The 25,862-nt window shown below is 38.0% G+C and carries 16 protein-coding genes and 2 tRNA genes; 7 read left to right on the top strand and 11 right to left on the bottom strand.

All coding sequences use genetic code 11. The features are described from left to right. Positions 1 to 24: 24 nt before the first annotated feature. The 3 genes from hflX to HXT27_RS05955 all read left to right on the top strand — a co-directional run bounded on the left by hflX (position 25) and on the right by HXT27_RS05955 (position 4,451). Entirely contained in the window at positions 25 to 1,506 is a 1,482-nt protein-coding gene (hflX, locus tag HXT27_RS05965; RefSeq protein WP_103043146.1) for a GTPase HflX, read from the top strand. Between the two features lie 204 nt (positions 1,507 to 1,710). Continuing rightward, complete coding sequence (locus HXT27_RS05960; protein WP_075523440.1) at positions 1,711 to 2,673, top strand: L-lactate dehydrogenase; 963 nt, start codon at positions 1,711 to 1,713, stop codon at positions 2,671 to 2,673. Positions 2,674 to 2,966: 293 nt separating this feature from the next. Further along, on the top strand, positions 2,967 to 4,451 hold the full coding sequence (locus HXT27_RS05955) for a sensor histidine kinase (protein WP_075523439.1): 1,485 nt from the start codon (positions 2,967 to 2,969) through the stop codon (positions 4,449 to 4,451). Between the two features lie 10 nt (positions 4,452 to 4,461). On the opposite strand, the gene HXT27_RS05950 is transcribed toward HXT27_RS05955, so the two are convergent. The 4 genes from HXT27_RS05950 to HXT27_RS05935 all read right to left on the bottom strand — a co-directional run bounded on the left by HXT27_RS05950 (position 4,462) and on the right by HXT27_RS05935 (position 10,095). Then, positions 4,462 to 4,734, bottom strand: a complete 273-nt coding sequence (locus tag HXT27_RS05950) for a WhiB family transcriptional regulator (RefSeq protein ID WP_075523438.1) — start codon at positions 4,732 to 4,734, stop codon at positions 4,462 to 4,464. Between the two features lie 197 nt (positions 4,735 to 4,931). Further along, positions 4,932 to 6,884 carry an FtsK/SpoIIIE domain-containing protein gene (locus HXT27_RS05945; protein WP_103043290.1) on the bottom strand — a complete coding sequence of 651 codons (1,953 nt, stop codon included), beginning with the start codon at positions 6,882 to 6,884 and terminating at the stop codon, positions 4,932 to 4,934. 276 nt (positions 6,885 to 7,160) lie between these two features. Further along, positions 7,161 to 8,567 (bottom strand): LCP family protein, encoded by a 1,407-nt coding sequence (locus HXT27_RS05940; RefSeq protein ID WP_103043145.1) that lies wholly within the window; start codon positions 8,565 to 8,567, stop codon positions 7,161 to 7,163. 94 nt (positions 8,568 to 8,661) lie between these two features. After that, entirely contained in the window at positions 8,662 to 10,095 is a 1,434-nt protein-coding gene (locus HXT27_RS05935) for an LCP family protein (protein ID WP_103043144.1), read from the bottom strand. Positions 10,096 to 10,428: 333 nt separating this feature from the next. Here HXT27_RS05935 and HXT27_RS05930 point away from each other — a divergent pair, with 333 nt between their 5' ends. Both HXT27_RS05930 and HXT27_RS05925 read left to right on the top strand, forming a co-directional pair. Next, positions 10,429 to 13,755 (top strand): glycosyltransferase family 2 protein, encoded by a 3,327-nt coding sequence (locus HXT27_RS05930; protein ID WP_103043143.1) that lies wholly within the window; start codon positions 10,429 to 10,431, stop codon positions 13,753 to 13,755. Further along, entirely contained in the window at positions 13,742 to 15,562 is a 1,821-nt protein-coding gene (locus HXT27_RS05925; RefSeq protein ID WP_103043142.1) for a DUF5719 family protein, read from the top strand. Before HXT27_RS05930 ends, HXT27_RS05925 begins: the two co-directional genes overlap by 14 nt. Before the next feature lie 10 nt (positions 15,563 to 15,572). Here the strand turns inward: HXT27_RS05925 and HXT27_RS05920 are convergent, their stop codons facing one another. The 5 genes from HXT27_RS05920 to HXT27_RS05900 form a co-directional block, all read right to left on the bottom strand. Next, positions 15,573 to 16,001: a metallopeptidase family protein gene (locus HXT27_RS05920; protein WP_103043141.1), complete on the bottom strand. Its 429-nt coding sequence runs from the start codon at positions 15,999 to 16,001 to the stop codon at positions 15,573 to 15,575. A gap of 340 nt (positions 16,002 to 16,341) precedes the next feature. Then, a complete protein-coding gene (locus HXT27_RS05915; RefSeq protein ID WP_103043140.1) occupies positions 16,342 to 17,172 on the bottom strand; it encodes an HAD hydrolase family protein in 831 nt (276 codons plus the stop codon). Positions 17,173 to 17,348: 176 nt separating this feature from the next. Continuing rightward, complete coding sequence (locus HXT27_RS05910) at positions 17,349 to 18,008, bottom strand: ComF family protein (RefSeq protein WP_158245135.1); 660 nt, start codon at positions 18,006 to 18,008, stop codon at positions 17,349 to 17,351. A gap of 584 nt (positions 18,009 to 18,592) precedes the next feature. Further along, a tRNA-Leu gene (locus HXT27_RS05905) sits at positions 18,593 to 18,673 on the bottom strand. A 53-nt stretch (positions 18,674 to 18,726) separates the two neighbouring features. Further along, positions 18,727 to 18,799 (bottom strand) — tRNA-Thr (locus tag HXT27_RS05900). Positions 18,800 to 19,045: 246 nt separating this feature from the next. Here HXT27_RS05900 and pgi point away from each other — a divergent pair. Together pgi and HXT27_RS05890 are read left to right on the top strand one after the other, a co-directional pair. Then, complete coding sequence (pgi, locus tag HXT27_RS05895; RefSeq protein WP_103043138.1) at positions 19,046 to 20,740, top strand: glucose-6-phosphate isomerase; 1,695 nt, start codon at positions 19,046 to 19,048, stop codon at positions 20,738 to 20,740. Positions 20,741 to 21,227: 487 nt separating this feature from the next. After that, positions 21,228 to 24,956 carry a DUF285 domain-containing protein gene (locus HXT27_RS05890; RefSeq protein WP_233186098.1) on the top strand — a complete coding sequence of 1,243 codons (3,729 nt, stop codon included), beginning with the start codon at positions 21,228 to 21,230 and terminating at the stop codon, positions 24,954 to 24,956. A 239-nt stretch (positions 24,957 to 25,195) separates the two neighbouring features. Here the strand turns inward: HXT27_RS05890 and HXT27_RS05885 are convergent, their stop codons facing one another. Both HXT27_RS05885 and HXT27_RS05880 read right to left on the bottom strand, forming a co-directional pair. Beyond that, the gene (locus HXT27_RS05885) at positions 25,196 to 25,474 is read right to left on the bottom strand and encodes a type II toxin-antitoxin system YafQ family toxin (RefSeq protein WP_103043137.1); all 279 of its coding nucleotides are present in this window, start codon (positions 25,472 to 25,474) and stop codon (positions 25,196 to 25,198) included. Positions 25,475 to 25,476: 2 nt separating this feature from the next. Then, positions 25,477 to 25,833 carry a type II toxin-antitoxin system RelB/DinJ family antitoxin gene (locus HXT27_RS05880; RefSeq protein WP_082266244.1) on the bottom strand — a complete coding sequence of 119 codons (357 nt, stop codon included), beginning with the start codon at positions 25,831 to 25,833 and terminating at the stop codon, positions 25,477 to 25,479. Positions 25,834 to 25,862 lie beyond the last annotated feature (29 nt).

Raw genomic sequence — 25,862 nt, 5'->3', positions numbered from 1 at the left:
GCGTCAAACTAGAGTAGGGGACAAATGGTAGATTTTAATGCTAATAGCGAGAGTAATTCTAGTTTTAGTAATTCAAATGCGTTTCTTTCAGAGCATTCAGAAGTCCTACTTGATTCGTCTTCTTCTAAAGAGAAACATGATGAAGCTTGGCAGAATCGTGAATCACATAATGCGTTAAAACGAGTTGCAGGACTCGGTGAGTTGCAAGATGTTACTGAAGTTGAATATAGAAAACTTCGTCTTGAGCGTGTTGTGCTAGTAGGCGTTTGGTCAAGTGCAAATAGCACTCTTTCTCAAGCGGAAGAGTCATTAAGAGAACTTGCAGCTTTAGCTCAAACAGCTGGTGCAGTTGTTTGTGATGGTTTATTGCAGCAAAGATATAAGCCTGATGCTGCTACTTATGTTGGTTCTGGAAAAGCTAGAGAGCTTGCGCAAGTAGTTTCGCTAAATGATGCGGATACAATCATAGTTGATGATGATTTGCCACCAAGTCAGCGCAGAGCTTTAGAAGATGCTACTAAAGTTAAAGTTGTTGACAGAACTGCTGTGATTTTAGATATTTTTGCTCAGCATGCTACGAGTCGTGAAGGTAAAGCTCAAGTTGAACTAGCACAATTGCAATATATGCTTCCTAGACTTAGAGGTTGGGGCGCTGCTCTTTCTAGGCAGGCTGGAGGTAGAGCTGCAGGAGATGCTGGAATCGGTTCAAGAGGTCCTGGTGAAACAAAAATTGAAATGGATCGGCGTGCTATTAGGAATCGTATTTCTAAATTGCGAAAAGATATTGAACATATGGCTCCAGCTCGAGATGTTAAACGTGGATCTCGTAGACGTCAAAATATACCGACTGTTGCTGTTGTTGGATACACTAACGCTGGAAAATCTTCCATTATTAACAAAATTACTGGTTCAGAAGAACTAGTTGAAAACGCTTTATTTGCTACGTTGGATACTGCTGTTCGCCGCAATCGTAGTAAAGACGGTCGTAGTTATACTCTCGTAGATACCGTAGGATTTGTTCGTAGACTTCCTACTCAGCTAGTAGAAGCATTCAAATCTACGCTAGAAGAGGTGAGTCAAGCTGATGTGATTTTACATGTTGTTGATGGTTCTCATCCTGACCCTGTATCTCAAATTGAAGCAGTGAACGAAGTTTTAAGTTCAATTGATGGAGTAGAAGATATTACGCAATTGCTTGTATTTAATAAGTCTGATTGTATGAGTGAAGCTAAGAGAGAGCGTTTAGAAAAATTATATCCGGATTCTCTTATTGTTTCTGCTGTTTCTGGAGATAATATTCTTCGACTTCGTCAAAGAATTGAGTATCTATTGCCTTCGCCAAAAGTGCAAGTTAATGTTAAGTTGCCTTACACAGAGTGTGCTTTGCTTTCTCAAGTTCGTGAAAATGGTGTAGTAGAAAAAATTGATTATGAAGATGACGGAGTTTCTCTAGTTGCGTATGTTAATGATTCTTTAGCTGCAAAACTTATGAAAGTATCTTTGTGAAAGTTTTAAAAGTTTGGTTTATTAAATTAAGAGCTTGATTTGTTTTTACAAATTCCGGTGGTGCGATTAGAGTAAAAGTGTTCATACCCACAGGCTCTTATAAAAGAGCTACACTTCATAAAAATATTGTGTTTCATGCATTATTAGCATGTTTCAAATACATTATGAAAGTTGTAATAGGTTGTTGAAAAGAGGTTGTTTCGCATGGTAAATTCGCAGGTTAAGCCAACAAAGCTGGCGATTATTGGTGCTGGTGCAGTCGGTTCTACGCTCGCCTTCGCTGCCGCTCAGCGTGGTGTTGCCCGTGAAATTGTGCTTGAAGATATTGCTAAAGAACGTGTAGAGGCTGAAGTGTTAGATATGCAACACGGTTCTAGCTTCTATCCTGCAGTATCTATTGCCGGTTCGGACGATGTTGAAATTTGCCGTGATGCAGACATGGTGGTTATTACCGCTGGTGCTCGTCAGAAGCCTGGTCAGACTCGCTTGGATCTTGCAGGTGCAACCATTAACATTATGAAGTCTATAATTCCTAATGTTGTAAAAGTTGCTCCTAATGCTATCTACATGTTAATCACTAATCCTGTTGACGTTGTGACTCATGTTTGCATGAAGCTTTCTGGACTTCCTGCAAATCAAATGTTCGGTTCTGGTACAAATCTTGATTCTGCTCGTCTTCGCTTCCTTATTGCTCAGCATACAGGTGTTAATGTTAAGAATGTTCACGCTTATATTGCCGGCGAGCATGGCGATTCAGAAGTTCCACTTTGGGCTTCTGCAACTATCGGTGGTGTTCCAATGTGTGATTGGAATGCTCTTCCTGGTCATGAGCCATTGGATGCTCAAAAGCGTGAAGAGATTCATCAAGAAGTCGTTAATGCTGCTTACAAGATTATCAATGGTAAGGGCGCAACGAACTATGCTATTGCTATGTCTGGCGTAGATATTGTTGAAGCTGTGCTTAGAGATACTAATCGTATTTTGCCAGTTTCTTCGTTACTTGACGATTTCCATGGAATTTCAGACGTTTGCATGTCTGTTCCAACTTTGTTGAATCGTAATGGCGTGAATTCTCGTCTTAATACTCCAGTTTCTGATCGCGAGTTAGCAGCTTTGAAGCGTTCTGCTGAAACTTTGCGCGAAACTGCTGCAAAGTTTGGTTTCTAAACTTTGTAGTTTAGCGTCATTAGAAGCTTCATTAGAAGCTTCATTAGAAGAATAATTTCATATTGAAGCAATTAAACCGCTTCTTCACAATACGTGGGGGAGCGGTTTTATTTGTAAACAGCATACAGCGATCGTAAACAAAATACCGTATGCAGAGATTGTAAACAACATACTGTGTTTGTAAAGAACATATAGCGCCTGTAAGCAACATACTGTGCTTGTAAACAACATACTGTGTTTGTAAACAACATACCGCATCGTTATTTCTTGTGTCTTAGATATATGATTGTCATATGGCTGATTTTTCTCATATTCTTGCTACACGTCCAGATTTTGACGATAGTGATCGCGAATGGCTTCATCATTTAGTTGCAGATTGGCAAGTTATAGCTGACTTAAGTTTTGCAGATCTTCTATTAGTCATTCAAAACGGAGATGGTGATTATGTTGTTGCTGAACAGTGCCGTCCTTCTACAGCAATCACTCTTAGAACTGAAGATTTACTTGGTGAAAAGTTAGACATATCTATGCACGATGAGCTTTCTGAGGCTATGAAGTCAGAAACAAGTTTCCATTCTTCTGTTCTTCGCTCTGTTGGAAGAGCAACTGTATGTAATGTTTATGCTCCTATTCGTCATAATGGTAAAACTTTAGGTCTTGTTTTGCGAGAAACTAACTTAGCAACTCGCGAATCTAACGGCAGATATGAAACAGAAAGTATTAACGCTGGCAAAACGCTTTTCGACATGATTCCACGTAGTCAATTTCCATATCATGATTCTGTGTTGAATCAGCGTCATAATGCTAGAGTTGCTGACGGATTTATTGTCTTAGAAGCAAATGGAATTGTTCGATATGCTTCTCCTAACGCTATTAGTTGCTTCCGCCGTCTTGGTGGATTAAATACTATGACTGGCGAATATTTAAGCGAATTTGGTACTAGGCTTTTACATGTAAACGATGCTGTGCCAGAAAGCTTACCGCTTGTTTTAAGTGGTAAAGCAGATATTGATTGTGAGCTTGAAGCAAATCATTCTATTGTGTCTATGCGCTCTTTGCCTCTTTATGGTCCTAGTGAAAGAACTGGTGCTGTAATATTATGTCGCGATGTTACAGAGGTTCTTCGCCGCGAACAAGAATTGCAAACAAAGAATGCTACTATTTCAGAAATTCATCATCGTGTGAAAAATAATCTTCAAGCTGTTTCAGCGCTTTTGCGTTTGCAAGCGCGTAAAACTAAGTCTTCTGAAGTTCGTAAAGAGTTGGAAGAAGCACAAAGAAGAGTTCAAACTATTGCTCTTGTGCATGAAGGTTTAAGTCAAACTGCAGACGAAGTTGTTGATTTTGATAAAGTTATTTCTAGTTTGCTTAAAATGTCTATAGAATTAGCTTCCCAAAATCAAAAGATTAGCATTGACTTCGTTGGTAAATTCGGAATGTTAGCAGCTCAAGATGCAACGCCTTTATCTTTGGTTCTTACTGAATTAGTTACTAACGCTGTTGAACATGGTTTTGAAGATAAAGAATCAGGTCATATTAAGATTTCAGTCGGTCGCGGAGGAGATAACCTGAATATTATGGTTGAAGACGATGGAGATGGAATCGATAGCGAGTCTTCTCACGGCATGGCGCGTTCTTCAGGATCTGGATTAGGCACTCAGCTTATAAATACTTTTGTTACAAATGATTTTGGAGGAACGGTTCGCTGGGAGCAACGTCATGAAGGTGGCACTCGAGTAGTGCTAGATATTAAACTTCGCGTTCCAGGGGTTATGTAACCTTTAAGCTTTATAAGTCTGATTCGTGATGTCTGCGCGCTCGCATTGCGCGTCTTTTGAGCGATCTGCGTTCTTCTTCGCTCAATCCGCCCCAAATTCCATAATCTTGGTTTGTTTCTAACGCGCACCTTAAGCATGAGTCAGATACTTTGCATGAGCGGCATACGGACTTTGCTTCCTCAATTTGCTGGTATGAAAGCCCTGTGTTACCAACTGGGAAAAACAGCTCTGGGTCTTTATCTCTGCAGGCTGCTTTTGTACGCCAATTAAACAAATTGCTCATGTGTGAGTAAACCTCGCTATCTAAAAGAGTAAAAAATCCCCCGTATGTAAGGAAATCATGAATAATCATTTTTTTCAAGAGTTTTGCAAACTTTAGTTAAATATGAATTTATTTGTGAGGTGTTTTATTTCGTGACTGTAAGCTCAAGTTGTAGAATATTAAATTCACGCGAATATTAAATTCACGCGAATAGCTATTTAAGTATTTTCACAATAAGCTAATTGAATTAAATAAGCGTTTCCAGAATAGATTAGAATAGCGCGCCCTGAAGTATTATAGTCGTCAGCGCATAAAGATTGTTGTATTTTTGTAGGTATTCCAAGCATTGTATCTGTTCCTGAATCTCCAGTTGGAAATATTATGCGAACTGGAGCTTGATCAGGTAATCGCAATCCTCTAACTGTTTTAACGCTAAAAATAACTGTGTTTGAAGAAGTTAATTCTTTTTGGAATTTTAATGCATTTGGATTATTGCTTAATGGTTCTATGAGGCAATCAGCATTATCAACAATAATAGTAGAAGCTGTATTTTGCTCATAATGACCATCTTGCATAGGTTCATTTAATAATTTAGCAATAAGTTTAAGCGCATTAGTTTTTCCGCGACCGTGTGATCCGATAATCGCTATGTTTCCAATGTTTAACGGTAAAAGAGCTGAGTATAAATTTATGCCATCATCCAATAATCCTATTCTTATAGAGTTTCCATTTAATGTAGAAATTTCGTTTTGTACACTGTATTTTTTTAATTGTTTTTCAGTAACGAATGATTGTAAAGGTGCGCTAAATAATTGTTTTGCTTGAGTGAAATTATAAAATTTTCCTGCGAGTAAGATTCCTTTTATAAAAGTTTCAATATTTGCTATTGGAGCGCATCTCATTGCTATTATCCCTTCTCCAATATTGCAATATGCTCCACCAGGATATTGTGGATTTATGTATGCTGCACACGAAGATCCTAATAATTCGTGAGATTGTAAGGCATCTCTTACTCGTAAGCATAAGTTAATAGACATGTTTGCTTTCATATCTGCATTAACTTGTCCTAAAGGATTTTGCGTGCAAGCAATAATATGCATTCCTAAAGATCTTCCAACTGAAGCAATTCGTATGAGCCTGTTCATATAGTGCGGAAGTTGATCTTTTAATGCGTGAAATTCGTCTATAACAATAACTATAGAAGGTTCATAAGGTTTTACTTGAGTAATATTGTTGCATCCTTGTTGAGCTACTAGTCTTTCTCGTCTATCTAACTCTTGTTCTAATCCTTGTAATGCTCTAGTTGCATGTTTAAGATTCAAATCTCCAACATTTCCAATGCTATGTGGAAGATTCGCTAAGGAATCGAAAGTTGCTCCTCCTTTAAAATCCATAAACACGAATCTCAATACGCTTGGCGGATATTTGAAAGCTAGAGATAAACACCATGTTGTTAGTAAAATTGATTTTCCAGATCCTGTTGTGCCTGCAACTAAAGCGTGCGGTCCATTTTTAACTAAATCAATATTCATGTATCCGCAATTTTTGACTCCGATTGTAGCTATAAGTTGCCTTTGCATAGATTTAGCTTGTGTTTGCGCTTGTGGTGTGTTGTAGCTGCTCTGATATTTAGTATTTGTGGAATTAAGTGAAAGAAGCCATTGTCTTACTATTTCTCTCCAAGGAGGCATGATTAAAGCAATATTTTTGTTATGAAAATTACTTGTAGCATTGCTTTTATTATTTAATAATATTTTTTCTAAAATTATTGGATTTATATTGTCAGGATTATTTTCGAGTTTGTCGTTGTTAGCACTGCTGCTGTTAGCGCTGTTGTATTGTACAGATTCATTGGATTTTGTGACTAATTCAGAGCTTTTTGAGCTTGCAAAACTATTAGCATAATTAGTATTATTTGCTTTCAAATTGCTTATTTTGCAATAGCTTACACAGGATTTACTGCCGTTAGAATCACTTTCTTCGCGTTCGCTTTTATTTTTGAGTGAATCAATAAATGTAATATTTTTATCAATTGATGCATGTTGTTGTATTAGCTGCGGAATAATGTTAGCGAGATACATCATTGTGCTTGGTATTATCATAGCAATCATCATCCATTGGTGTTGTATGAAAGATATAACAACTATAGTTATATTTGCAATAATTGGCATAATGCTCGCTATTATTTGCATTTTTATAAGTGCTCGTTGTGTGCTAGTTTTCATAAAACTATGATTGCGTTGAGCTCTCTTAAAAGCAAGAAAAATATGTTTATGTGGTCAGAAGTTAGCATAACCTATATTTTGTTCATTGAACTACATTTTTGTCTATAACACATAGTTCTATTCAGTAACTATACATTTGTTTAGTGGCTACACATGTGTTAGTAATTATTTACTAACACACAATTTTCTTCTTAGCGCGTTTGAGCACAACAAGTTGACTATTTAATGTGTCATTTCTGCAAGCGTACCAACGCTTCCTGGAGCATGAGTTCCTGCAGATAGTTGATTAAATAATTCAATATTCTTCGAATCGTCTAACAATACAGACGATCCGATTCCTCGAATAATATAATTTGGATTCGTCCAGTAAACGGTTCCAGATATTCCGTCAGCTCCTGTTGCATCTTTAAACGCGAGCGCCATATCTATTAAAGACATTGGAGTTGAATTTTCGTCAAATATTATAGAATTAAGTCCTGCTTGAGAAAGTTTTTTAACTTTATCAAAGTTAGTTAGAGTGTCTTTTGATGAAGCTTTCTTTATTATTGCAGAAATTACCATTCGTTGTCTTTTCGCGCGTCCAAAATCAGACTCTGGATCGCCATGTCGCATTCTCGCAAAAGCTAATGCTGTAGCTCCATTTGAATGATGGCATCCAGCTTTCCAATCGAGTCCGCTAAATCTATCTTTAACAGTGCGATTGTAACAAAGCTCAACGCCGTCCATTGAATCAACTACTCTAGTTAATCCTTCAAATCTAATTTCTGCAACATGATCAATATGATGACCTGTAATACTTTCTACTACTTTTGTTAGTGCAGGTTTGCCAAATATTTGTGCAACAGAGTTTATTTTCATTCTTCTATTATTTATAGAAACTAACGAATCTCTTGGTATTGATATTAGTGAGCTGTGTCCGTTCACAGGCTTTGTTAAAACTAGAATAGTGTCCATTCTAAATCCAGTAATTTCTTTAGCTTCTGCTCCTTCGCGCTGGTCAGAACCTAATATAAGCCATGTTTTTTCTTGAGTGTCTGGAGTATTTGTAGTCCATGCAGTTTTTTTCATGTTGGATTCAACGAAATGGTATGCGTTAAAGCCTAATATAGCTGCAACAATAAGCAGTATTGAAAGTAATAAAGATATTGTTATAAGCACATAATGTTTTTTACGTTTTTTGTGATTGCTGTTATTGTTAGTACTATTTTCGTAAATATATGAATCTGAATTATTTCTTGAAATATTTGCATTATTTGCATTATTTGTGCTTGAATTTTGCGTGCTAGCATAAGCGCTATTACTCGAAGCGTTTTCGTAATTTGATGTACTTATCACATTACTAGACGAAGATGTTTTACGTTTAGTAGAGTTTGGAGCAAAGCTAGGCGGAATATTAGCATTTAGTTCATTTGAATTTTGGTATGCGCTTGCTTTTATGCTGTTTGCATTATGTCTTTTAGAAGATCTTTGCTTAACATTTTGTGGAGAAAATTGCGGCAGCACAGTGTTATCATAGCCGTTATCATAGCCTGATTTAGAAGTATGTCTTTTAGAGCTAGGCTTATACGATGGTGGAAAACTCGGATTCTGCTCACTTTTATAAGCGTCATCTGAACTTTTGTCACTCATTATATGCCCCTTTAATTCTTATAAAAAAGCTATGCTAACTTCTAGAATTATATGCATCTACTTTTACTAGAACGTTACTCTATAAATGTCAAACTTATGATTTTGGCACAGCGCATATAGTATTGTTCAAATATTTATCTGCAATACCCATATAGTATCCAGTAGAAGGATCTCGTATAGTTCCATCTTTTTGATTTACAATTCCGCCTGTATTAGGATCTACTAGTCTTCCTAATCTATCTTTTGCTAAGCCTGTATTAGGATCTACTTTTCCATATTGAGATTCTTGTGAAGAGTTGCTTTCATCTTTTGCATTTTCGCTAGAAGATGAGTTTTTGTTAGAAGAATTGTTGCTATTAACGTTTTTACGTTTTTGTGACTTTCCTTTGCGCTTAGGCGATGCAGAAGAATTTGCATTTTCTATAATAGGCTTATTTTCGCGCATTGCTTGCCATATGTTTTCTGCAGAGTAATCCCATACAACGCGATTAGGATTTGTAGGATCAGTTGTAATCGGTATTGTTCTAGCGTATATCTTTGAAGTATCCAAGTGTCTTAAGCTTACTGCTATTCCAACTAAGGTAGCAGGATTTGCAAGTCCTGAACTGATATTCAAAGAATTTAAAGCAGATTTAGCGAGTTGATATAGTTGCCCTGATTGAGTAAATAAATTCTTAGATAAAGCTTGATGTACTAATTGTTTTACTAAGTATTGCTGACGCGTTGTGCGCATAATATCAGAGCCATCGCTTGCAGTATCGTGTCGCATTCTAGCGTATTGAGTTGCTGTAACGCCATCGAGATGTTGTAATCCGCGCTTTAAAGTGATTCCAGTGTAACGGTCATGCGTATTAGCAGGAATACATAGTGTAACGCCACCAATTGCGTTAATCATTTCGCTCAAACCGTTGAAATCAGCCACAATAAAGTTATCAATGTTAAGTCCAGTAAGAGTATTGACGGCTTTCAAAGAGCAGCTTGCTGCTGATGCTAAATCTCTTCCGCGAGAATATCCAGCAGCGAATATTGAATTAAACATCACGTTTCTTCGAGCTGGAACGTATCCTCTGGAAGTGTTGCATCCAGGCGCGTTTACTATAGAATCTCTTGGAATAGAAACTAAATTAACATAAGAACGATCTGCGCTAATTTGTACAACCATTGCAGTATCTGATTGGTGGTTTTCTTCGCCATCATGTGCAAAATTATTATTTTTGCCTTCGCGAGTGTCTTGTCCAAGAAGAAGGAAGTTTATAGGTTTTCCAGCATTAGGATCAACAGGTTCTTCAGCTTTTTTGCTTCCAGGATTATGAATTACTTTTATAGATCTATTGCTTATAGTCGTGCTAAAGTCTGACCATACTGCGGTTGCAATTGTTGAGAAGAAGGTCAATATTGCAACAATGCTCATGCATATTATTTTTCGCAAGCGATTGTTGACATTAAAATCAAGACTATGTCTTGGAGAACGGAATCTTGAAATGCTCTCGTTCCTCTCATAGTTTTGAGGGTGGCGTGAAGTCACCATGTATACCTTCTTTCAAAAAACCATATCTTAAGAAAACATGGTCTAAAGTATATTTTGCGTATCGTTATACATAGTATTTAATGCTCAATAACAATTAGATACAATGTACATAACTATAATGCAATCTATTGAGATTATTTACTAAATTATAGTGTTTATGTTGATTTTTATGTAACATTTTGTGATTTTATTTAGATTATTTTAGATTTACGATTATTTATTAAGTGTTTATTAAGTGTTTTATTGAGTGTTCTATTGATATTTAATAAGATTTTATGAGCGTTTTATGAGCGTTTTATTTGTAGTTACCTACCCCTTGCGTACACTGTAACTATGGATTCAATAATTGCTGATGTAGATAAGTTTCAACATGAAGTTCTTCATGCCTTTGCAAATCTTAAGAATGCTAGGCCAAGAGATGTAGACTCATCTATTATGGCAATGATGTGTATTGAAATAGATACACGATTTTACAAGGAAACGCTTAAAGCTGTTGCCGATCAAAGTATACTTCCTGGCACAATTGTGATTGTTGATTGCGCTCGCCGTGTTAAAGATATTAAACGTTCGTATATAAACGTTAATTGCGTTACTAGTGCGCTAGATGATGTTATTGAGAAAAATTTTGCATCTTCTAGAAATTCTAATAATTTAATCGATTCTGCTGATTCCAATGATTCTTATATATATAAGCGTTTAAGCGAAGATAATTATAAAAAAATCAATGTAATCATACTTCCTGTAGTTTCAGCACATTCTTTTGGTAATGCTATTGATAAAGCTTTACATCAACTTATGCCGTGTAATGGAATAAAAGCAATGTGGCTTTTACATGACGATTCTCGCCCAGCTGATTCTAGTTGTTTAGAATCTTTGAGAGAAACATGGCGTAACACTCCAACGGCATCTGTTTTAGGAGCAAAACAAGTTGATTGGGAAGGAAAAATCTTACACAATGTTGGAATGTATTCGTGGCATCATCGTTTGCATTCTTTAACTGTTGAAGGAGAGTTAGATCAAGAACAATACGATAATCGCAAAGATGTGTTCAGTGTTTCTTTTGCAGGAGCTCTTATTCCTTTAGGAACATGGCAATCCATGCATGGAGTTCAACCTTGGATGACAACTTTTGGAGAATCTCGCGATTTTTGTCGTAGAGTATGTTTGAATGGTGGCAGAGTTGTTGTAGTTCCTTCTGCTCGTATTGCTCATAGGCGAGCGCGATTTGAAGGTATACGTACTCGTTCCGGTGATGCTCTAGCGGAAGAAAAATCGGGTATGGTTCACAGCATAGCTTTATCTCTTAAAGCTTTGCAAAGATATCTTTATACGGATATTCGTCTTGTTTTATGGCCTATTATTTGGCTTATAAGTATTCCAGTTTCGCTTGTTATGGCGTTGCAATCTCTATTTGTTAAACAACCTTATACTGCTTTAGTGCACTTATGGCTTCCGTGGTCTGCAATACTACAATTACCTAAAGCTATTTTTGCTAGACTTCGTGTTGTAAGAGCTACTAGAGTATCCATAAAAAATTTGAACGCTCTTGTTGCAAACCGTAAACAGATTGCTAAGTGGAAAGATCGTTGTGCTGCTTATAAATCTCAAAAGCATGGGATTTTGCTAGGACCGCTTGCTAGGAAGCATCTTCATAGAAGAATATTATTGCGTTGGAGCGCTGCGTTAGTAGCTGCAATGGTTGCCTTGTGTGCAACATTTGTGTTCTATGGTAGTTCATGGCGAGAGATTCTTGAAGGCTCAACGATTTACGCTCAACAGTGGGTTCCTACTGGATCAAGCATTGGTCAATTATGGAATGCTGCAATAGGGTCTTGGGTTCCAGATAATGGTTTTGGCCCTGCTTTGCCGCCTGCTCCATTATTGTTAATGTGGTCGATTGCATCTGCTATTTTTGGCGGAAATCCTGCTTTAGCAGTCACTTTCTTGTTCTTCTTGTCAGCTCCTTTAATGCTTTTAAGCTTCTGGGCTTTTGCTGGAGTATTTACAAGATCTGATTCTATACGTGTATGTTCTGGAATTTGCTGGTCAGTGCTTGCAATGGCATTCGGATTATTTGCTCGTGGTGATATTCCTATGCTTGTTGTAATGGTGTTTTTGCCTGCAGCATTAGCGTTCTCTTTCAGAGCAGTTGGAATGTATGTTACAGAAGATCCTGTTAAGCCTGTTCCTTCTACGCAATCTGCAGCGTGTGCTGCTTTATGCTTTATGCCTGCTGTTGCAGCTGAGCCACAATTATTACTTGCTTTATTAGTTATTTTCGTGATTGCTATCGTAATGGTTCGTTCACATAGAGCAATGCTTGTTCTTATGCCGATACCTTCGATTCTAGTGTGTTTGCCAACTTTAGGTAGCGTCGTTAGGTATTTCAATGCTGGAATGTGGCGTCAAATATTTGGTTCTATGGCTTTAGCGCATAGCAATATACAAGGTTCGCCTCGAAGTGATGGGTATATTGAAATATTATTGCGAACTTTTAATATGAATGTTGGTTATGTTTCTTCTAATAATCAATTACTTTCACTTCGCGGTATTTTGATGATTGTATTTGCAATAATTGCAGTTGTTATGGCTATTATTTCGCTTGCTTTACCATTTTCTTTGCGTCAATCTCGCGTTATGTGGGGAGTTATTATATCTGGAATGGCTCTTTCGCTTATTTCTGTAAGAGTTGTTGTTAGTTCTGATGTATTAGGTCCTGTTGCAGGAAGTGCTCTTCCTGGAGTAGTTCTTTCTGCTAGTGGTGTGCTTGCATGCATATGCATGGTTGCAGGTCATGCTGTAAGTCGTTTTGAGCCGTTGAAAGTAAAATATAGAAATGAAGTTTATAAAACTAGGGTAGATAAGCGTGCTGCTATGCGTAAATCTGCTGCTTTAGTTTTGAGTAGAGTTGCTTATTGTGCTAGAGGGATTTTATCTTGTGGAATTTTCGCTATGGCTATACTTCTAGCAATTTTCGCTATTCTAAGTGGTCCTTTGAGTTCAGTTTCCGCCAGTGGTGATGGATTGCCAATGGTAGTGACTGATTATTTAAATAAAGATAGTAGTCGTAGAGTTTTAGCTGTTCGAGCTATTAGCGATAAAGATATTGAGATTGCTATTATGCGTACATCTAGAGGAGATGCTATTGATGAATCTCCAGCTTTACGTGTGCGTAATGTGCTTTATGGAATGTCTAGGAATGATGTTGCACTTTCTTCTGCTGTTGCAAAGCTTATTTCTCACGCTGATCCTGGAGCTATTGAAACTCTAGAACAATTTGGATTTGGCGGAATTTATATAGTAAATGATTCATATAAAGCAAAAAAGTCACCATATAATTCTTTGATATATGGTGAAACTTTTGCAGATAAAGCTGCAACTGAACGTCTTATTTCTAATGTTAATGCTTCTGAATCTGCACAGCTTGTTGTCACTTCTAAGCAAGGCACATATTGTCGCTTTGATAATCCTGCTACTGTTACTTCTAAATCTTCGTTCTATTATCGAATGAGACCTTTAGCGTGGAGAGTTTCATGGATTTTAGTATGCGCAATAGTTTTGTTGTTATATTGCTTAGTTGCTGTTCCTCGGTTTGGCAAATATAACGTTTTAGAACGTAATGATGATAATAGGGAGGAGAGTATTGATGAGTTGGCGTAATAGTGATAGCAATACTGATTCTGCTGTGGATTCTGCTGTAGATTCTGCTGTAGATTCTGCTGTAGATTCTAATAGTGAAACGCATCAAAATATTGGTCAGCATAGTGCTGACATTGCACAAACAGTAGAGCAAAGAAAACGTCATATGCATAATGTTTTCGTGACTTTATTAGCTTCTTTAAGTGCAATTATTTTTATAGCTATATCTGTTATTTTCGCAACCAAGTCATTTTATACTCAATTCGTTGATGATGCTTTATCTCCTTCATCTTCAATAACTCAGCGCGTCACCGCTACGAATTTAAAAATGGTTTGCCCTTCCAGATTAGCAATATCTGAATCATCTGATTACGGTGATAGTCAGTATCGCGAATCCGATGGAAATATTTCTTCTTATGCAAGATACGGTGTTTTTGGAAACATGCACAATGCTACTGTTCGAAATGCTAGAGATAATGGAGAATTTGCTAATAAATTACATGCTGTTGATAGTATAAAAGTCGCAAATAATAAAAGTAATTCTAATAACGATGATTCTAGTGTTAATAGTGATGATTCTGATGATTCTTCTTCTAGCTCTAGCGAAGAGTTAAATGATGATTCTGATGCCGAAAACAGCAACAATAGTGATTCTAGTGTTGATAATAGCGCTCGCGTTGTGTTTTATGCGAATAAAAAAATTGATAAAGATTCTCAAGTTTTAGAAGGAAAATTATCCGCATCAGATTCTGGAACTGGACTTTCTGCTTCGTCTGCTTCTTGGGCAAGTGATGGAGATTTGCGTGGGCTTTCTGCATCATCGTGTGTGATTCCATCTAGGAGCCAAACATTTTTAGTTCCTGAAGTTGATGCTGGTACTTCAATTCGTTTAGTTTCAGTAAACAGCTCTGCTAAGCCTACTATTGTACAAATCAGAATGTGGTCAGTTGAACATGGAAGTAGCGTTTTAGGGTTATCTACTGGAAGTACTTTTACTGTTGATGCTAATAGTGAATCAACGTTTGATATTGCAGCTGCTGCGAGTTTAAGTAAAGGCTTATATGTGCAAGTCTTGAGCGAGCAAGCTCCCGTTGCTTCGTTTATGCAATATAGAAGAATGCAAGGTTTAGTAGTTAAAGGTGTAGATATTATTCAACCATTAGAATCTGATTGCAAATCTTCTATTATTCCTGGAGTTAGTCAGTCAGATAACGCAAAGCTATATATTTGGTCTAGAAAATCAAGTAATGTAAACATATCTTGGATGGACGATGAGGGTTCAAAATTTATTAAAACTGTGCCTTTACAATCTCAAGAATTGAAGGTAATAGATCTTGGAAAAGTTCCAGATAAAGTTAGCGCGTTAAAACTTGATTCAAATAATCCTATTGCTTCAATGGTTGAATTAAATCGTAAATCAGATGGCGGTCAAGAAGATGTAGCGTTTGCTACTCGTGTTAATGGCGAAGGATATAGAGCAATAGTTACTCCTGTTAATCCTGAAGAAACATCACTGTATTTAGCATCTTCTGGCTTAGACAATACATCTGTGAAATTAAAAGCTTTTGATTATAAAGGTGATTTGCTTAAAGATGAAACTATAGATATTCGCGCTAATAGTTCGTTAGAATTGAAAGCAAACGATATTGATGAAAATGCTGTTATGTTTGAAATCAATTCTAAATCGAATGTTGCTTTTGCTGCTCGTCTTCATAAAAAAGAAGTAGACGATGCTCATCTTGCGTCTGTTGCGTGGATTAAATCACAATCTTTAGAGCCTCAACAAGTTTCTGTAAAAGTTACACGAACTCAAGGAGTTGTTAAGTAATGTTCTTTTACTACATTCCCCAATCTGGGTCTATTTCTTCAGGTCTTCTACCGTATAATTCAGCTAAGCGTTGAACTATCTCATCTCGTATAGCATAATTTAGTTCCGCTCTGCTTGTTACATGATTGCATAATGGGAGTCGATATAACACAATTCGCGCTTTAATTCCGCGGCTTGCTGGAAAACATTGAGATAAAATCCTCCTATTGCTTTCCCAAATAAGCGGTTGAGAAGGCGGAACGTCCTCTACAGCAAATTGAATGTTGCGCGTCAGCTCGCTCCAAGCTGAATTAAGTCTACGTATTTGAGAAGCAACCATAGAGTCAAACATTGCGCTCGCTGTACGATATCGTGGTAGTCTAGTGCCAAACATAGGAGCGCGCATACCGCGTCCATGGCGGTTTCTGTAACGGCGTTGATCCCATATTAAAGTTGTCATATTTTCCAATGTAAATTATGCTATAGGCAAAGTTTTCAAAATGCGCGGCTGCTGCTTTAGTAAGCTGTAGATTTACTTACAAAATTTTACTGTTGTTGTGAGGTGTGGGAAATACTTACCTCACAGGAGCTTCAACTTTTTACGCATTCTCAAATGTTATTGCTTGTAGTAATAAGATTTAGATTTTAGCTTACTTTAGTTTTATAAAGAGTTTGGATTAGGTGTAACTTTTTTAAATACCGTTTCGCTTTTTATTGTTCGCGAAGTATTTCCCACACCTAACTAGTACACAATCTATACTTAACTTACTTAGTAAAAATCCTATACGATTTTTACAAGTTTAATTATTGGCGAATCTGATCTCACGCAATACGCGCTTGCATAATTCAACTGTATCTTTAGGATTTTGTACTTCAACTGCAAGAGTGCCAGTAAAAGCAGTAGGGTAGTCGTTTCCGCCTTCGCTCATCCGATCCCCAATAAATACAGTATCTTCCACATCTATGCCACAAATATTGGAAAGAGTAGTCAATGCGTGAGCTTTATCATCGCCTTTGCAATAAACATCTACGCTTGTATCTCCGCCTTGACGAACAGCAAAATCAGGTAAGTTTTCGCGAATAGCATTAGCTAATTTAGCTTTCAAAACACCGTTAGGATCCCAAGCTTTTTTACGAAAAGCTGGAGCATTTTGTCCTAGTGCTGAAAATGTGACTTGACTTCCACGATTTTCGATTTGTTCGCCCCATAAATCTAAATCCCCAGGTTCTTTTAACAATCCTAGATTTTTAGCGCAAACGCGTATAACTTTAATGATTTTATCGATGTCTTCATCTGGAATATTGTGAGCATAAACACAATGCAATTCTCCATTGTTTTTAATGCGATAGTATCTAGTGCCATTCGTTGGCATAATATGTAAATTTTCCAATTTTGTATACGGATTAAGAACGTCCAAAATTTGAGTTTTCACTAAGTTCATGCATCCGCCAGTGATAATCGCTATCGGCTTTTCGCATATTAAATCGCTTAATATAGATGCCATATCTGGGAGCATTGGTTGCCTTGAGCACGCTAAAGTATTATCTAAATCGAGCGCGATAAGCGATGATTGAGCTATGCGCTCAGCAAGAAGATATTCATTGCAATCATGCACTATAGCTTCTAACACAGCATGCCCCCTTTTAGATATAACGCAACTATTTCAGTATTGCATATAATTTTAATCTTGAAAATGATGACACAAAAATTTATATTTTAAAAGCTTGAATTGCGAAAAATATTAAATGAGCTTATATGCGTTTTGCAAACACAGTTTAGATATGATTAGAGTGAAGCTTATAAAATCTAATGGATTTTTGAAGTAGTAATTGCCAATGCAAATCCTGCTATAACTGTTGCTCCTGATTTTTTTAAAGCATTTGTGCAATTGCTCATAGTAGATCCTGTAGTAACTATATCGTCAACTATTATTACTTTTCTATTTTCAACTAAGTTTTTTGTAACTATAAAAGCGTTGGCACTACGCGCCAGCCGTCCTTTAATTCCAGATGTTTGAACAGATTTATTACTAACGCTTTTATTCATGCGGATTGCACAGCATACTCTTGATTTTATTTTGTGACAGTTAAGAGTTGATTCTATTGCTTTTGCTAGTGGTATTATGTGTTTTCTTCCGCGATTGTGTAATGATTTTTTAGAAGATGGCATTGGAATGATAATGATTTCTGAGTCGTTATTTTGAAGTGTTTTATTTGATTTTCTATCAATACAATGCGAAATATTTCCACTTATAGTTGTGTATTTAGTGTTTTCTTTCTGTTTGTGATTTGCAATCACTGTATAAGTTAAAGAAGATATTACTTTAGAAAATGGAGTATCACATTCAATATCGTTGTGATCTTTCCATGAAAGTATGGCTGTGCGAATTGGTCCTTCGTATAAACTGCAAGCGTATAACTTTTTATATTCACTTCCAGGTAAATCTTTTGAGTACACGTGATTCATTAAATTTAAACAATTTTTGCATAAAATTTCATCTGGCTTATTGCATCCTGCACAACCTCGTGGGAAAAGCAAAGTTTCTATAGCTTTCCAGAAAGAATACCAGTTTGCGCAAAACCATTGATGTGTGCGATTGCATAGCGAATACTCGTTGAAACTTGTGCAAATTAGGTGTTTTTTAGAGTGCGAGGGAGTGTGTTTTTCGTGCGCGTTTGCGCTTGCGTGAGAGTGCGCGCTTATGCTTGTTGTTGTGCTTGTGTGAGAGTTTGCGCTGTAGCGTGTGCAAATGTGAGAGTGCTCATGTGTGAGGGAATGTTCGCACTCGTGTGTGTGTTCGTGTGTGCGAGTATGAGAGTGTTGTGCACAAGCCCCCAATTCTTGTGCACTTGAATTTAAGATGCGTCCTCCAACCATGTTTTTAGATTATTTGCAATTTAATTTTGCATCAAGAAAATTCTTTGATTGTGGTTAGAAGTTTTGATTGTGGTTAGAAGTTTTTCAGCGTTGAATAAGTTTTTACGAAGTAAGAAAGTTTTTAGCGTTAAATAAATTCAAAAAGTTTGAGTTCAATTTCTGAAATCAAAAAGTGCGCGGGATGGGACTTGAACCCACATGTCATAAGACACAGGAACCTAAATCCTGCGCGTCTACCATTTCGCCACTCGCGCATAAATCCAATCAAGGAATGTAATAATTGTTTACATGCTCGAGTGGATTTGAGAGCCACTTGACAGAATCGAACTGTCGACCTTCTCATTACGAGGGAGACGCTCTACCGACTGAGCTAAAGTGGCAAGTTGCCCGAGAAGCATTCGCGACTCGCGCACGAATCAAACAGTTTACTGTATTTTTTAAAGTTTGTCTACTTGGCGTGGCGTGTGAATTTTGTGTAACTCTGTCCGCTTTTGTGAGTATCTTGTGAGGTGGAAGATAGTGATGTAGGCGGTCGAGTTATGTGCGAAATGCGCGAAGTCGTCTTATTCAACTGTTGAATAAAACCGAGCATCACGTCACTTCATCAAATATGAAAGGACCTTGAAATGGCCATCAATCCGCCAGTTGACGCCGTAAAAACCCCAGAATGGGCTGCATTAAAGAAGCATTACGACGAGTTGCAGTCTGAAGGCGTCTGCCTGAAGAAGTGGTTTGCAGAGGATGCAAATCGCGTGGATAAGTTGAGCTTCGAAGCTGGAGATCTTCACTTCGATCTTTCTAAGAATTTAATCAAGCCTGAAACTCTTAAGCTTTTTGCTGATCTTGCAAAAGCTGTAAAGCTTGATGAGCGCACAAAGGCTATGTATACCGGTGTGCATATTAACAATACTGAAGATCGCGCTGTATTACACACTGTTTTGCGCCGTCCTGCTGAGGATTCAGGTAAGTTCATTGTAGACGGTCAAGATACTGTTGCAGATGTGCGTGAAGTATTAGGACGCATTTACGATTTTGCTAATGAAGTTCGTTCCGGTGCTTGGAAAGGTGTTACCGGTAAGAACATTAAGACTGTTGTAAACATTGGTATCGGTGGATCTGATTTAGGTCCAGTGATGGTTTACGAAGCTTTGAAGCCATATGCAGATGCTGGTATTAGCGCTCGCTATGTTTCTAATATTGATCCAAACGATATGGCAGAAAAGACTAAGGATTTGGATCCTGAAACTACGCTTTTCATCATTGTTTCTAAGACTTTCACTACTTTGGAAACTTTAACTAACGCTCGCACTGCTCGTACTTGGTTGCTTAACAAGCTTCAAGAGTCCGGTGCTATTGATGGAAGTGACGCTCAAAAGGCTGATGCTGTTGCAAAGCACTTCGTAGCTGTTTCCACAAACTTAGAGAAGGTTGAAGAGTTCGGAATTAACCCAACCAACGCTTTCGGTTTCTGGAGCTGGGTTGGCGGTCGTTACTCTGTGGATTCCGCTGTTGGTACTTCTTTGGCTGTTGTTCTTGGACCTGAGCGCTTTGAGGAGTTCTTGCATGGCTTCCATGCAATCGACACTTACTTCGTTGATACCCCATTCGAGAAGAATGTTGTAGTTCTTCTTGGTATGCTCAACGTTTGGTATCGCAACTTCTATAAGGTTGCTTCTCACGCTGTGCTTCCATACGATCAGTACTTGCATCGTTTCCCTGCTTATTTGCAGCAGCTCACTATGGAATCTAATGGTAAGTCGGTTCGTTGGGATGGAACTCCTGTAACAAGTGAAACAGGTGAAATCTTCTGGGGTGAGCCAGGAACTAACGGTCAGCACGCTTTCTACCAGTTGATTCACCAGGGTACTCAGCTTATTCCAGCTGATTTCATTGCTTTCGTGAATACGCCAAATCCTACTAAAGATGGCGATCAAGACGTACATGAGCTATTCTTGGGCAACTATCTTGCACAGACTAAGGCTCTTGCTTTCGGTAAGACTGCAGATGAAGTTCGCGCTGAAGGAACTCCAGAAGAGATTGTTCCAGCTCGCGTATTTAGCGGCAATCGTCCAACAACTTCTATCTTCGGTGAGGCTTTGACTCCATTCAGCTTAGGTGAACTTATTGCTCTCTACGAGCACATCACTTTCGTTGAAGGCACTGTGTGGGGCTTGGATTCCTATGATCAGTGGGGTGTTGAGCTTGGCAAGCAGCTTGCAAAGCAAATTACTCCTGCAATTTCTAAGGATGATGATGCTTTGGCAGCTCAGGATGCTTCTACTCAGAGCTTGATTCGCTTCTATCGCGCTCATCGCAAGTAAGTTAAGTTACTAGACTGGGGTTGAAATTCGCGTAGATTTTTAGATTTCTTAGCTTGTTTGATTAGCTTGTGAAATCGAATATATCGAGTTCACATAGCTTGAGTTTCAAGTTTATAGTGAAATTTGAAAGTCTATAGTGGATTTCAGCCCCAGTTTTGTATATTTTTTATTCTATTTTTACGTTTTATTCTATTTTTGTAACAAACGCATCAATGGAGATGCGATTGTTATGTTTAATTCTCTAGGTTTAATTTTCTCGTTTAGTTCTCTACGTTTAATTCGCTATGTTTTTTCAAATTTTCTGCGTCTGGTTTTCTATGTTTATTGCTGCATGAATAAATTTCGCTATGCAGATTTATGTTTGTGAGTGTATAATACAAGAAGAGTGTGTAAAGGTTGTGTTCGCCGGTGAACTTTCTTGACAGATGCGTTTTGTGCCATGTTTATACGCCGGTAGCGGATTTGTTTACATTTGAGAGGTAGTTTGATGAAGAGGAGTAAGAAGCATCGTATTCTTTCGGCAATCGGCGCCGTTGCATGCGTAGTTTCTATTATTTTAAGCGTAACTGTGTTGCAGGGGCTTGCTTATGCAAACGTAACGAAAAATCCATTGTTTGCTGCTGTATTATCTGCTGTTGCTGAGAATAATAGAGGTCAGAATAAGTCAGGTGAAGGGGGAGTTAAAGGGGAAAATGTTAAGGAAGTGGATAAAGGGGATAAGAATTATAAAGATGGGAATAAAAAAGAAGGTAACAGTGCAGCTAATGGGGTAGCTGCTAAAGATAGTGAAGGAGTAGACAACAAAAGTAGTAAGGGGAATAGTGAAAATCCTAATGGGGGGTCTGTAGATAACAGCAATGCTGGCAAGGATGCCGGGAAAATTGCTGGTAAAGGTTCTGGCAAAGATGCCAATAAAGATGCTGTAAAATCTGGTAAATCTGACAAAAATGTTGACAAAAATGCTGACAAGGCTTCTAAAAAAGATAGCAAAGACGCTAAAAAAGCTAAGAGTCAAGATCGCGATGCAGATACTCTTGAGAAATTAACGCTAGAAAAAGTTAAAGCACTTCCTGCTTGTGTAGGTTATCGTGGAAGTGGATTTTTCAGTAATGCAATTATATTTCGCCCTAACTCTGGTTCTGGAAACGCGTGTGCTATTAGTGCTGATGGGCTACCTACTAATTTTGATAGTATTCGAAGAGAAATTTCAAAGCTCAATAATGATGGAAATGGCTCAGTTGATTTTTTTGGTGCATTCGTGTATGCGTACGGGAGTTTGTCAAAAGGTAAGGAAGGTCTTTTTTCAGGGAAAAATATTAGTAGCATTGGCAACTACGACAGGTTTGATGTAAGTAACGTTACAGACATGTCCTATCTATTTAAGGATTCCTCATTAACTGATTTTAGTTTTTTGAGTGGCTGGGATGTGAGCAAGGTTACGAATATGGAGGGCATGTTTGAGGGGTGCACGAGCTTAAGTGATATTAGTGATTTGGCTAATTGGAATGTTGGCAGTGTTACGAACATGAAGAGCATGTTCTCGGCTGTTATTGCGGACGAAGATAAACGTGATAGTTTTAATCTAGCCGGATATGCAGGTTTGATGAATATTACTTCGCTTGAACCTTTGAAAGACTGGAATGTTAGTAACGTTACGAATATGGATAGCATGTTCGAGGGTTGTGGCAGTCTAGAAGATTTTACTGGTTTGGGAAACTGGAAAACTAAAAAAGTCGAGTCAATGAACAGCATGTTCAGATACTGTATGAATATTGGTAAAAATTTGAATGCGTTTCAAAAGTGGGATGTAAGTAAAGTTACAGGCATGAGGGCAATGTTTGCGGAGACACAGATTCAAAATACTGTTGGCATAGAAGATTGGAATGTCAGTAACGTTACGGCAATGGATGACATGTTTGCAAATTGCTTTAATCTTGTTGATATCAATAAATTATCTAATTGGGCAACAAACGGCGGTGGCACAAGCAGATTAACTAGCACGTTTAGAATGTTCTATGGATGCAACAATATTAGTAGCATTGAGCCTTTGAAAGATTGGAAGGTTGACAATGTTAAGAATATGCATGATATGTTCAACGGTTGTAGTGGCTTAACGAGTCTTTCATATATAAAAGATTGGAATGTTGGCAATGTTACGAAAATGGATGGCATGTTTAAAGGTTGTAAGGGCTTAAGTAGCCTTTCAGATCTAGCAAACTGGAAGGTTGACAATGTTACTGACATGCATGACATGTTCAACGGTTGTAGTGGATTAAGTAATCTTTCTGGTCTAGAAAACTGGAATGTTGGCAATGTTACGGATATGAATAGCATGTTCAGCGGTTGCGCTGATTCCGACTCTGACACTAAAACTGGATTGACTAATATAAGTGCATTGAGTAATTGGGCAGCAAAGGTTGGCAATGTTACGAATATGTATGGCATGTTCAGTGGTTGTGAATTTTTGAATAGTATTAGTGATTTGAAAGACTGGAATGTTGACAATGTAACGGATATGCATAACATGTTCAACGGTTGTAAGAGCTTAAGTAGCCTTTCAGATTTAAAAGACTGGAATGTTGGCAATGTTACGAACATGTATGGCATGTTTGCGGATTGTAAAAAGCTTACTAGTGCAGAGAAGTTGAGTAATTGGGCAACAAAAGTTGGCAATGTTACGAACATGTCTAGCCTGTTTAGTGGTTGTGAATTGCTGGCGAACATTAGTGATTTGAAAGACTGGAAGGTTGACAATGTTACGGATATGAATAGTCTGTTCAGCGGTTGTAAGAGCTTAAGTAGCCTTTCAGATTTAGCAAAATGGAAGGTTGACAATGTTACTGATATGCATGACATGTTCGAGGGGTGTATTGGATTAAGTAATCTTTCAGGTCTACAAAATTGGAATGTTAGCAATGTTACGAATATGCATGAAATGTTCAGCCACAGCTTTGTTGAAGATACCGATAAGTTGACTGATATAAGTGCATTGAGTGGTTGGAATGTTAGCAATGTTAAGGACATGTCTAGCATGTTTTCTGATTGCAAAAAACTTACTGGCGATGCGGATTTGAGCAAGTGGGATATTTCAAAAGTTACGAATCTTAGTTCAATGTTTTCCGGTGTAGGAGCGCAAAGCGGCGATAAACTTGTATTAGATTTCAGCAATAAGATTTTTACAAAGTCGAGTAAATCTGTATACAAGGATGACGATGGAACTAAACATTACTTTTCTGTTGATAGTATGTTTGAGGGTTTTAAAGGCACGCTGATTGCGAATAACTTGAAGTCTATTGGTTTTGAGAATAATCCTGATGATGATCCTATCGCAAAACATTTTGCTAGTGGTGACATATTCTCACTCGATGAGAATGGTCGCAGTAATAATATAGTCGTAACTAATAATGTTACGATTTTAGATACAATTTCAAACGATGATAATCTTAAAAAGATTGCATACTACATTCCTGTTAAAGCTAAGCCGATGGAGCCTGGCGATATAAAAAATGACAATATGACATGTGATTGCAATATAGATTCGGGTGGCACTACTTATACTTACTATGTTCCTGCACTGTATAATTCGAGTAATTTAGAGAAGAAACAGGATGAAAAATCGCAGGATTATGCGTACAGAATTGTAAAAAATAGTTTCGCTTCAAAGTTTAGAAGTGCTATAGATTCTCAATCGGGCGAAGTTATTGGTGGTGAGGAACCTGGTGGTGAAGGTGAAGGTGAAAATCCTGATGAAAATCCTGATGAAAGTGAAAGTACTGGAGAAGGTGAAGAACACGATTCTGATTCGCGTAGTGCAAAGTTGAAATCGCGTGTAAAGGAATTGCAATCCGCAATAGAATCGCGATCTGTAACAGATGACGGTGATGAAGGAAGCAAAGAAATCGAAGGAATCGAAGGAGATGCTGGCGAACAGGGCAATGCTTATAAAATCTTGTTTAAGAAGCAAGCTAAAAGCGGTTGTGAATGGAGAGAACTTGGCGATAGTGATGATGCTGTGCCTGTTAGTAATCCAAAGTCGCCTTTGATATTCTTTACTACGACATACTATTTGGAAACCTTTGTTAAGCCGGTGCCTTTGCCGCATACTGGAGGTCAGTCGGCTGTTATGTTTACGTTCTTGTCTATCGGGCTGTTCTCAATGTTCGCTGTTTCTGGTGCGTTTGCTCGTCATGGATGGGTTGCGCGACGACCTGCCTGAGCGCTGCGATTTAGCGCGCGAAGGCAATTCGGAGCGCCGAGCTTGCTCAAGGTTGAAAGCACAGTGTGCTTTCAATGCAAGCGAGGTCTGCCTTCGTTAATAGAGACGAAGGCAGAGCGGATTCGTGTGGTATAGGTTTGGGGTTTGGTTGTGTTTTGTGTGCGCTGACGACCTGCCTGAGCGCTGCTCCTCTCACGGCATAGCCGTTCGGCTGATTTGACATGCGAGACACCGAGTGTTTACTCGTTGAACAAGTCAGAGTGCGTTCCTGTGCGAGAAGCTGTTAAAACAAGCTCGTTTTCCTTAATTATGTAAATCAATAGCCAGTCTGATTTTACATGGCATTCGCGGAATCCTAAATAGTTTCCTTTGAGAGGATGATCTTGGTAAGTTTCGTCAAGAATCTCTTCGTTGCGCAACTTCTCAAGTAATATATCAACAAGATGCGTGTCATATCCGCGCTTTCTGATTCGCTTCATGTCTTTTTTAAACTGCGAAGTGTATGTTAAAGTAAGCATAATTAGTCTTCCTTAAAAACGTCATCCATCATCTCGGATACTGAGTTATAGCGTTTTGCTGGAATTTTCCCAGATAGAATATCTTCTGCTTCCTTAAACGCGGCGATTGTTTCTTTATTGTATTTTGGCTGTTTTAAGTCGAAGGGGAGTCCTTCTACCATAAGCGATTTGTGTAAGAACATGTTGATTGCTTCGCTAAGAGTTATGCCGAAGCTGTCGAATAATTCTTCTGCTTGCGCTTTAACATCCTTTGTGACGCGCACGTTGATGCTTGCTGTTTTCGCTTTAGCGTTTGATTTCCTTGTTGTTGTTGCGGTTGTTGCGGTTGTTGCTGTTGTTGCAGTTGCGCTGATTGCCATAATATGCTTCCTTATTTTATTAGTTTTAC

The organism is Gardnerella bivia (genome assembly GCF_049262715.1).
GTDB lineage: Bacteria > Actinomycetota > Actinomycetes > Actinomycetales > Bifidobacteriaceae > Bifidobacterium > Bifidobacterium vaginale_A.
The sequence above is the reverse complement of the archived record's forward strand: the minus strand, read 5'-3'. Positions and strand labels throughout refer to the sequence as shown.

Excerpts from the sequence above, each read along its gene's own strand:
- HXT27_RS05930 (WP_103043143.1), top strand. The coding sequence starts at position 10,429 with ATGGATTCAATAATTGCTGATGTAGATAAGTTTCAACATGAAGTTCTT.
- HXT27_RS05890 (WP_233186098.1), top strand. The coding sequence starts at position 21,228 with ATGAAGAGGAGTAAGAAGCATCGTATTCTTTCGGCAATCGGCGCCGTT.
- HXT27_RS05935 (WP_103043144.1), bottom strand. The coding sequence starts at position 10,095 with ATGGTGACTTCACGCCACCCTCAAAACTATGAGAGGAACGAGAGCATT.
- HXT27_RS05920 (WP_103043141.1), bottom strand. The coding sequence starts at position 16,001 with ATGACAACTTTAATATGGGATCAACGCCGTTACAGAAACCGCCATGGA.
- HXT27_RS05940 (WP_103043145.1), bottom strand. The coding sequence starts at position 8,567 with ATGAGTGACAAAAGTTCAGATGACGCTTATAAAAGTGAGCAGAATCCG.
- HXT27_RS05955 (WP_075523439.1), top strand. The coding sequence starts at position 2,967 with ATGGCTGATTTTTCTCATATTCTTGCTACACGTCCAGATTTTGACGAT.
- hflX (WP_103043146.1), top strand. The coding sequence starts at position 25 with ATGGTAGATTTTAATGCTAATAGCGAGAGTAATTCTAGTTTTAGTAAT.
- HXT27_RS05910 (WP_158245135.1), bottom strand. The coding sequence starts at position 18,008 with ATGAATCACGTGTACTCAAAAGATTTACCTGGAAGTGAATATAAAAAG.
- HXT27_RS05885 (WP_103043137.1), bottom strand. The coding sequence starts at position 25,474 with ATGCTTACTTTAACATACACTTCGCAGTTTAAAAAAGACATGAAGCGA.
- HXT27_RS05960 (WP_075523440.1), top strand. The coding sequence starts at position 1,711 with ATGGTAAATTCGCAGGTTAAGCCAACAAAGCTGGCGATTATTGGTGCT.
- HXT27_RS05945 (WP_103043290.1), bottom strand. The coding sequence starts at position 6,884 with ATGCCAATTATTGCAAATATAACTATAGTTGTTATATCTTTCATACAA.
- pgi (WP_103043138.1), top strand. The coding sequence starts at position 19,046 with ATGGCCATCAATCCGCCAGTTGACGCCGTAAAAACCCCAGAATGGGCT.
- HXT27_RS05925 (WP_103043142.1), top strand. The coding sequence starts at position 13,742 with ATGAGTTGGCGTAATAGTGATAGCAATACTGATTCTGCTGTGGATTCT.
- HXT27_RS05950 (WP_075523438.1), bottom strand. The coding sequence starts at position 4,734 with ATGAGCAATTTGTTTAATTGGCGTACAAAAGCAGCCTGCAGAGATAAA.
- HXT27_RS05880 (WP_082266244.1), bottom strand. The coding sequence starts at position 25,833 with ATGGCAATCAGCGCAACTGCAACAACAGCAACAACCGCAACAACCGCA.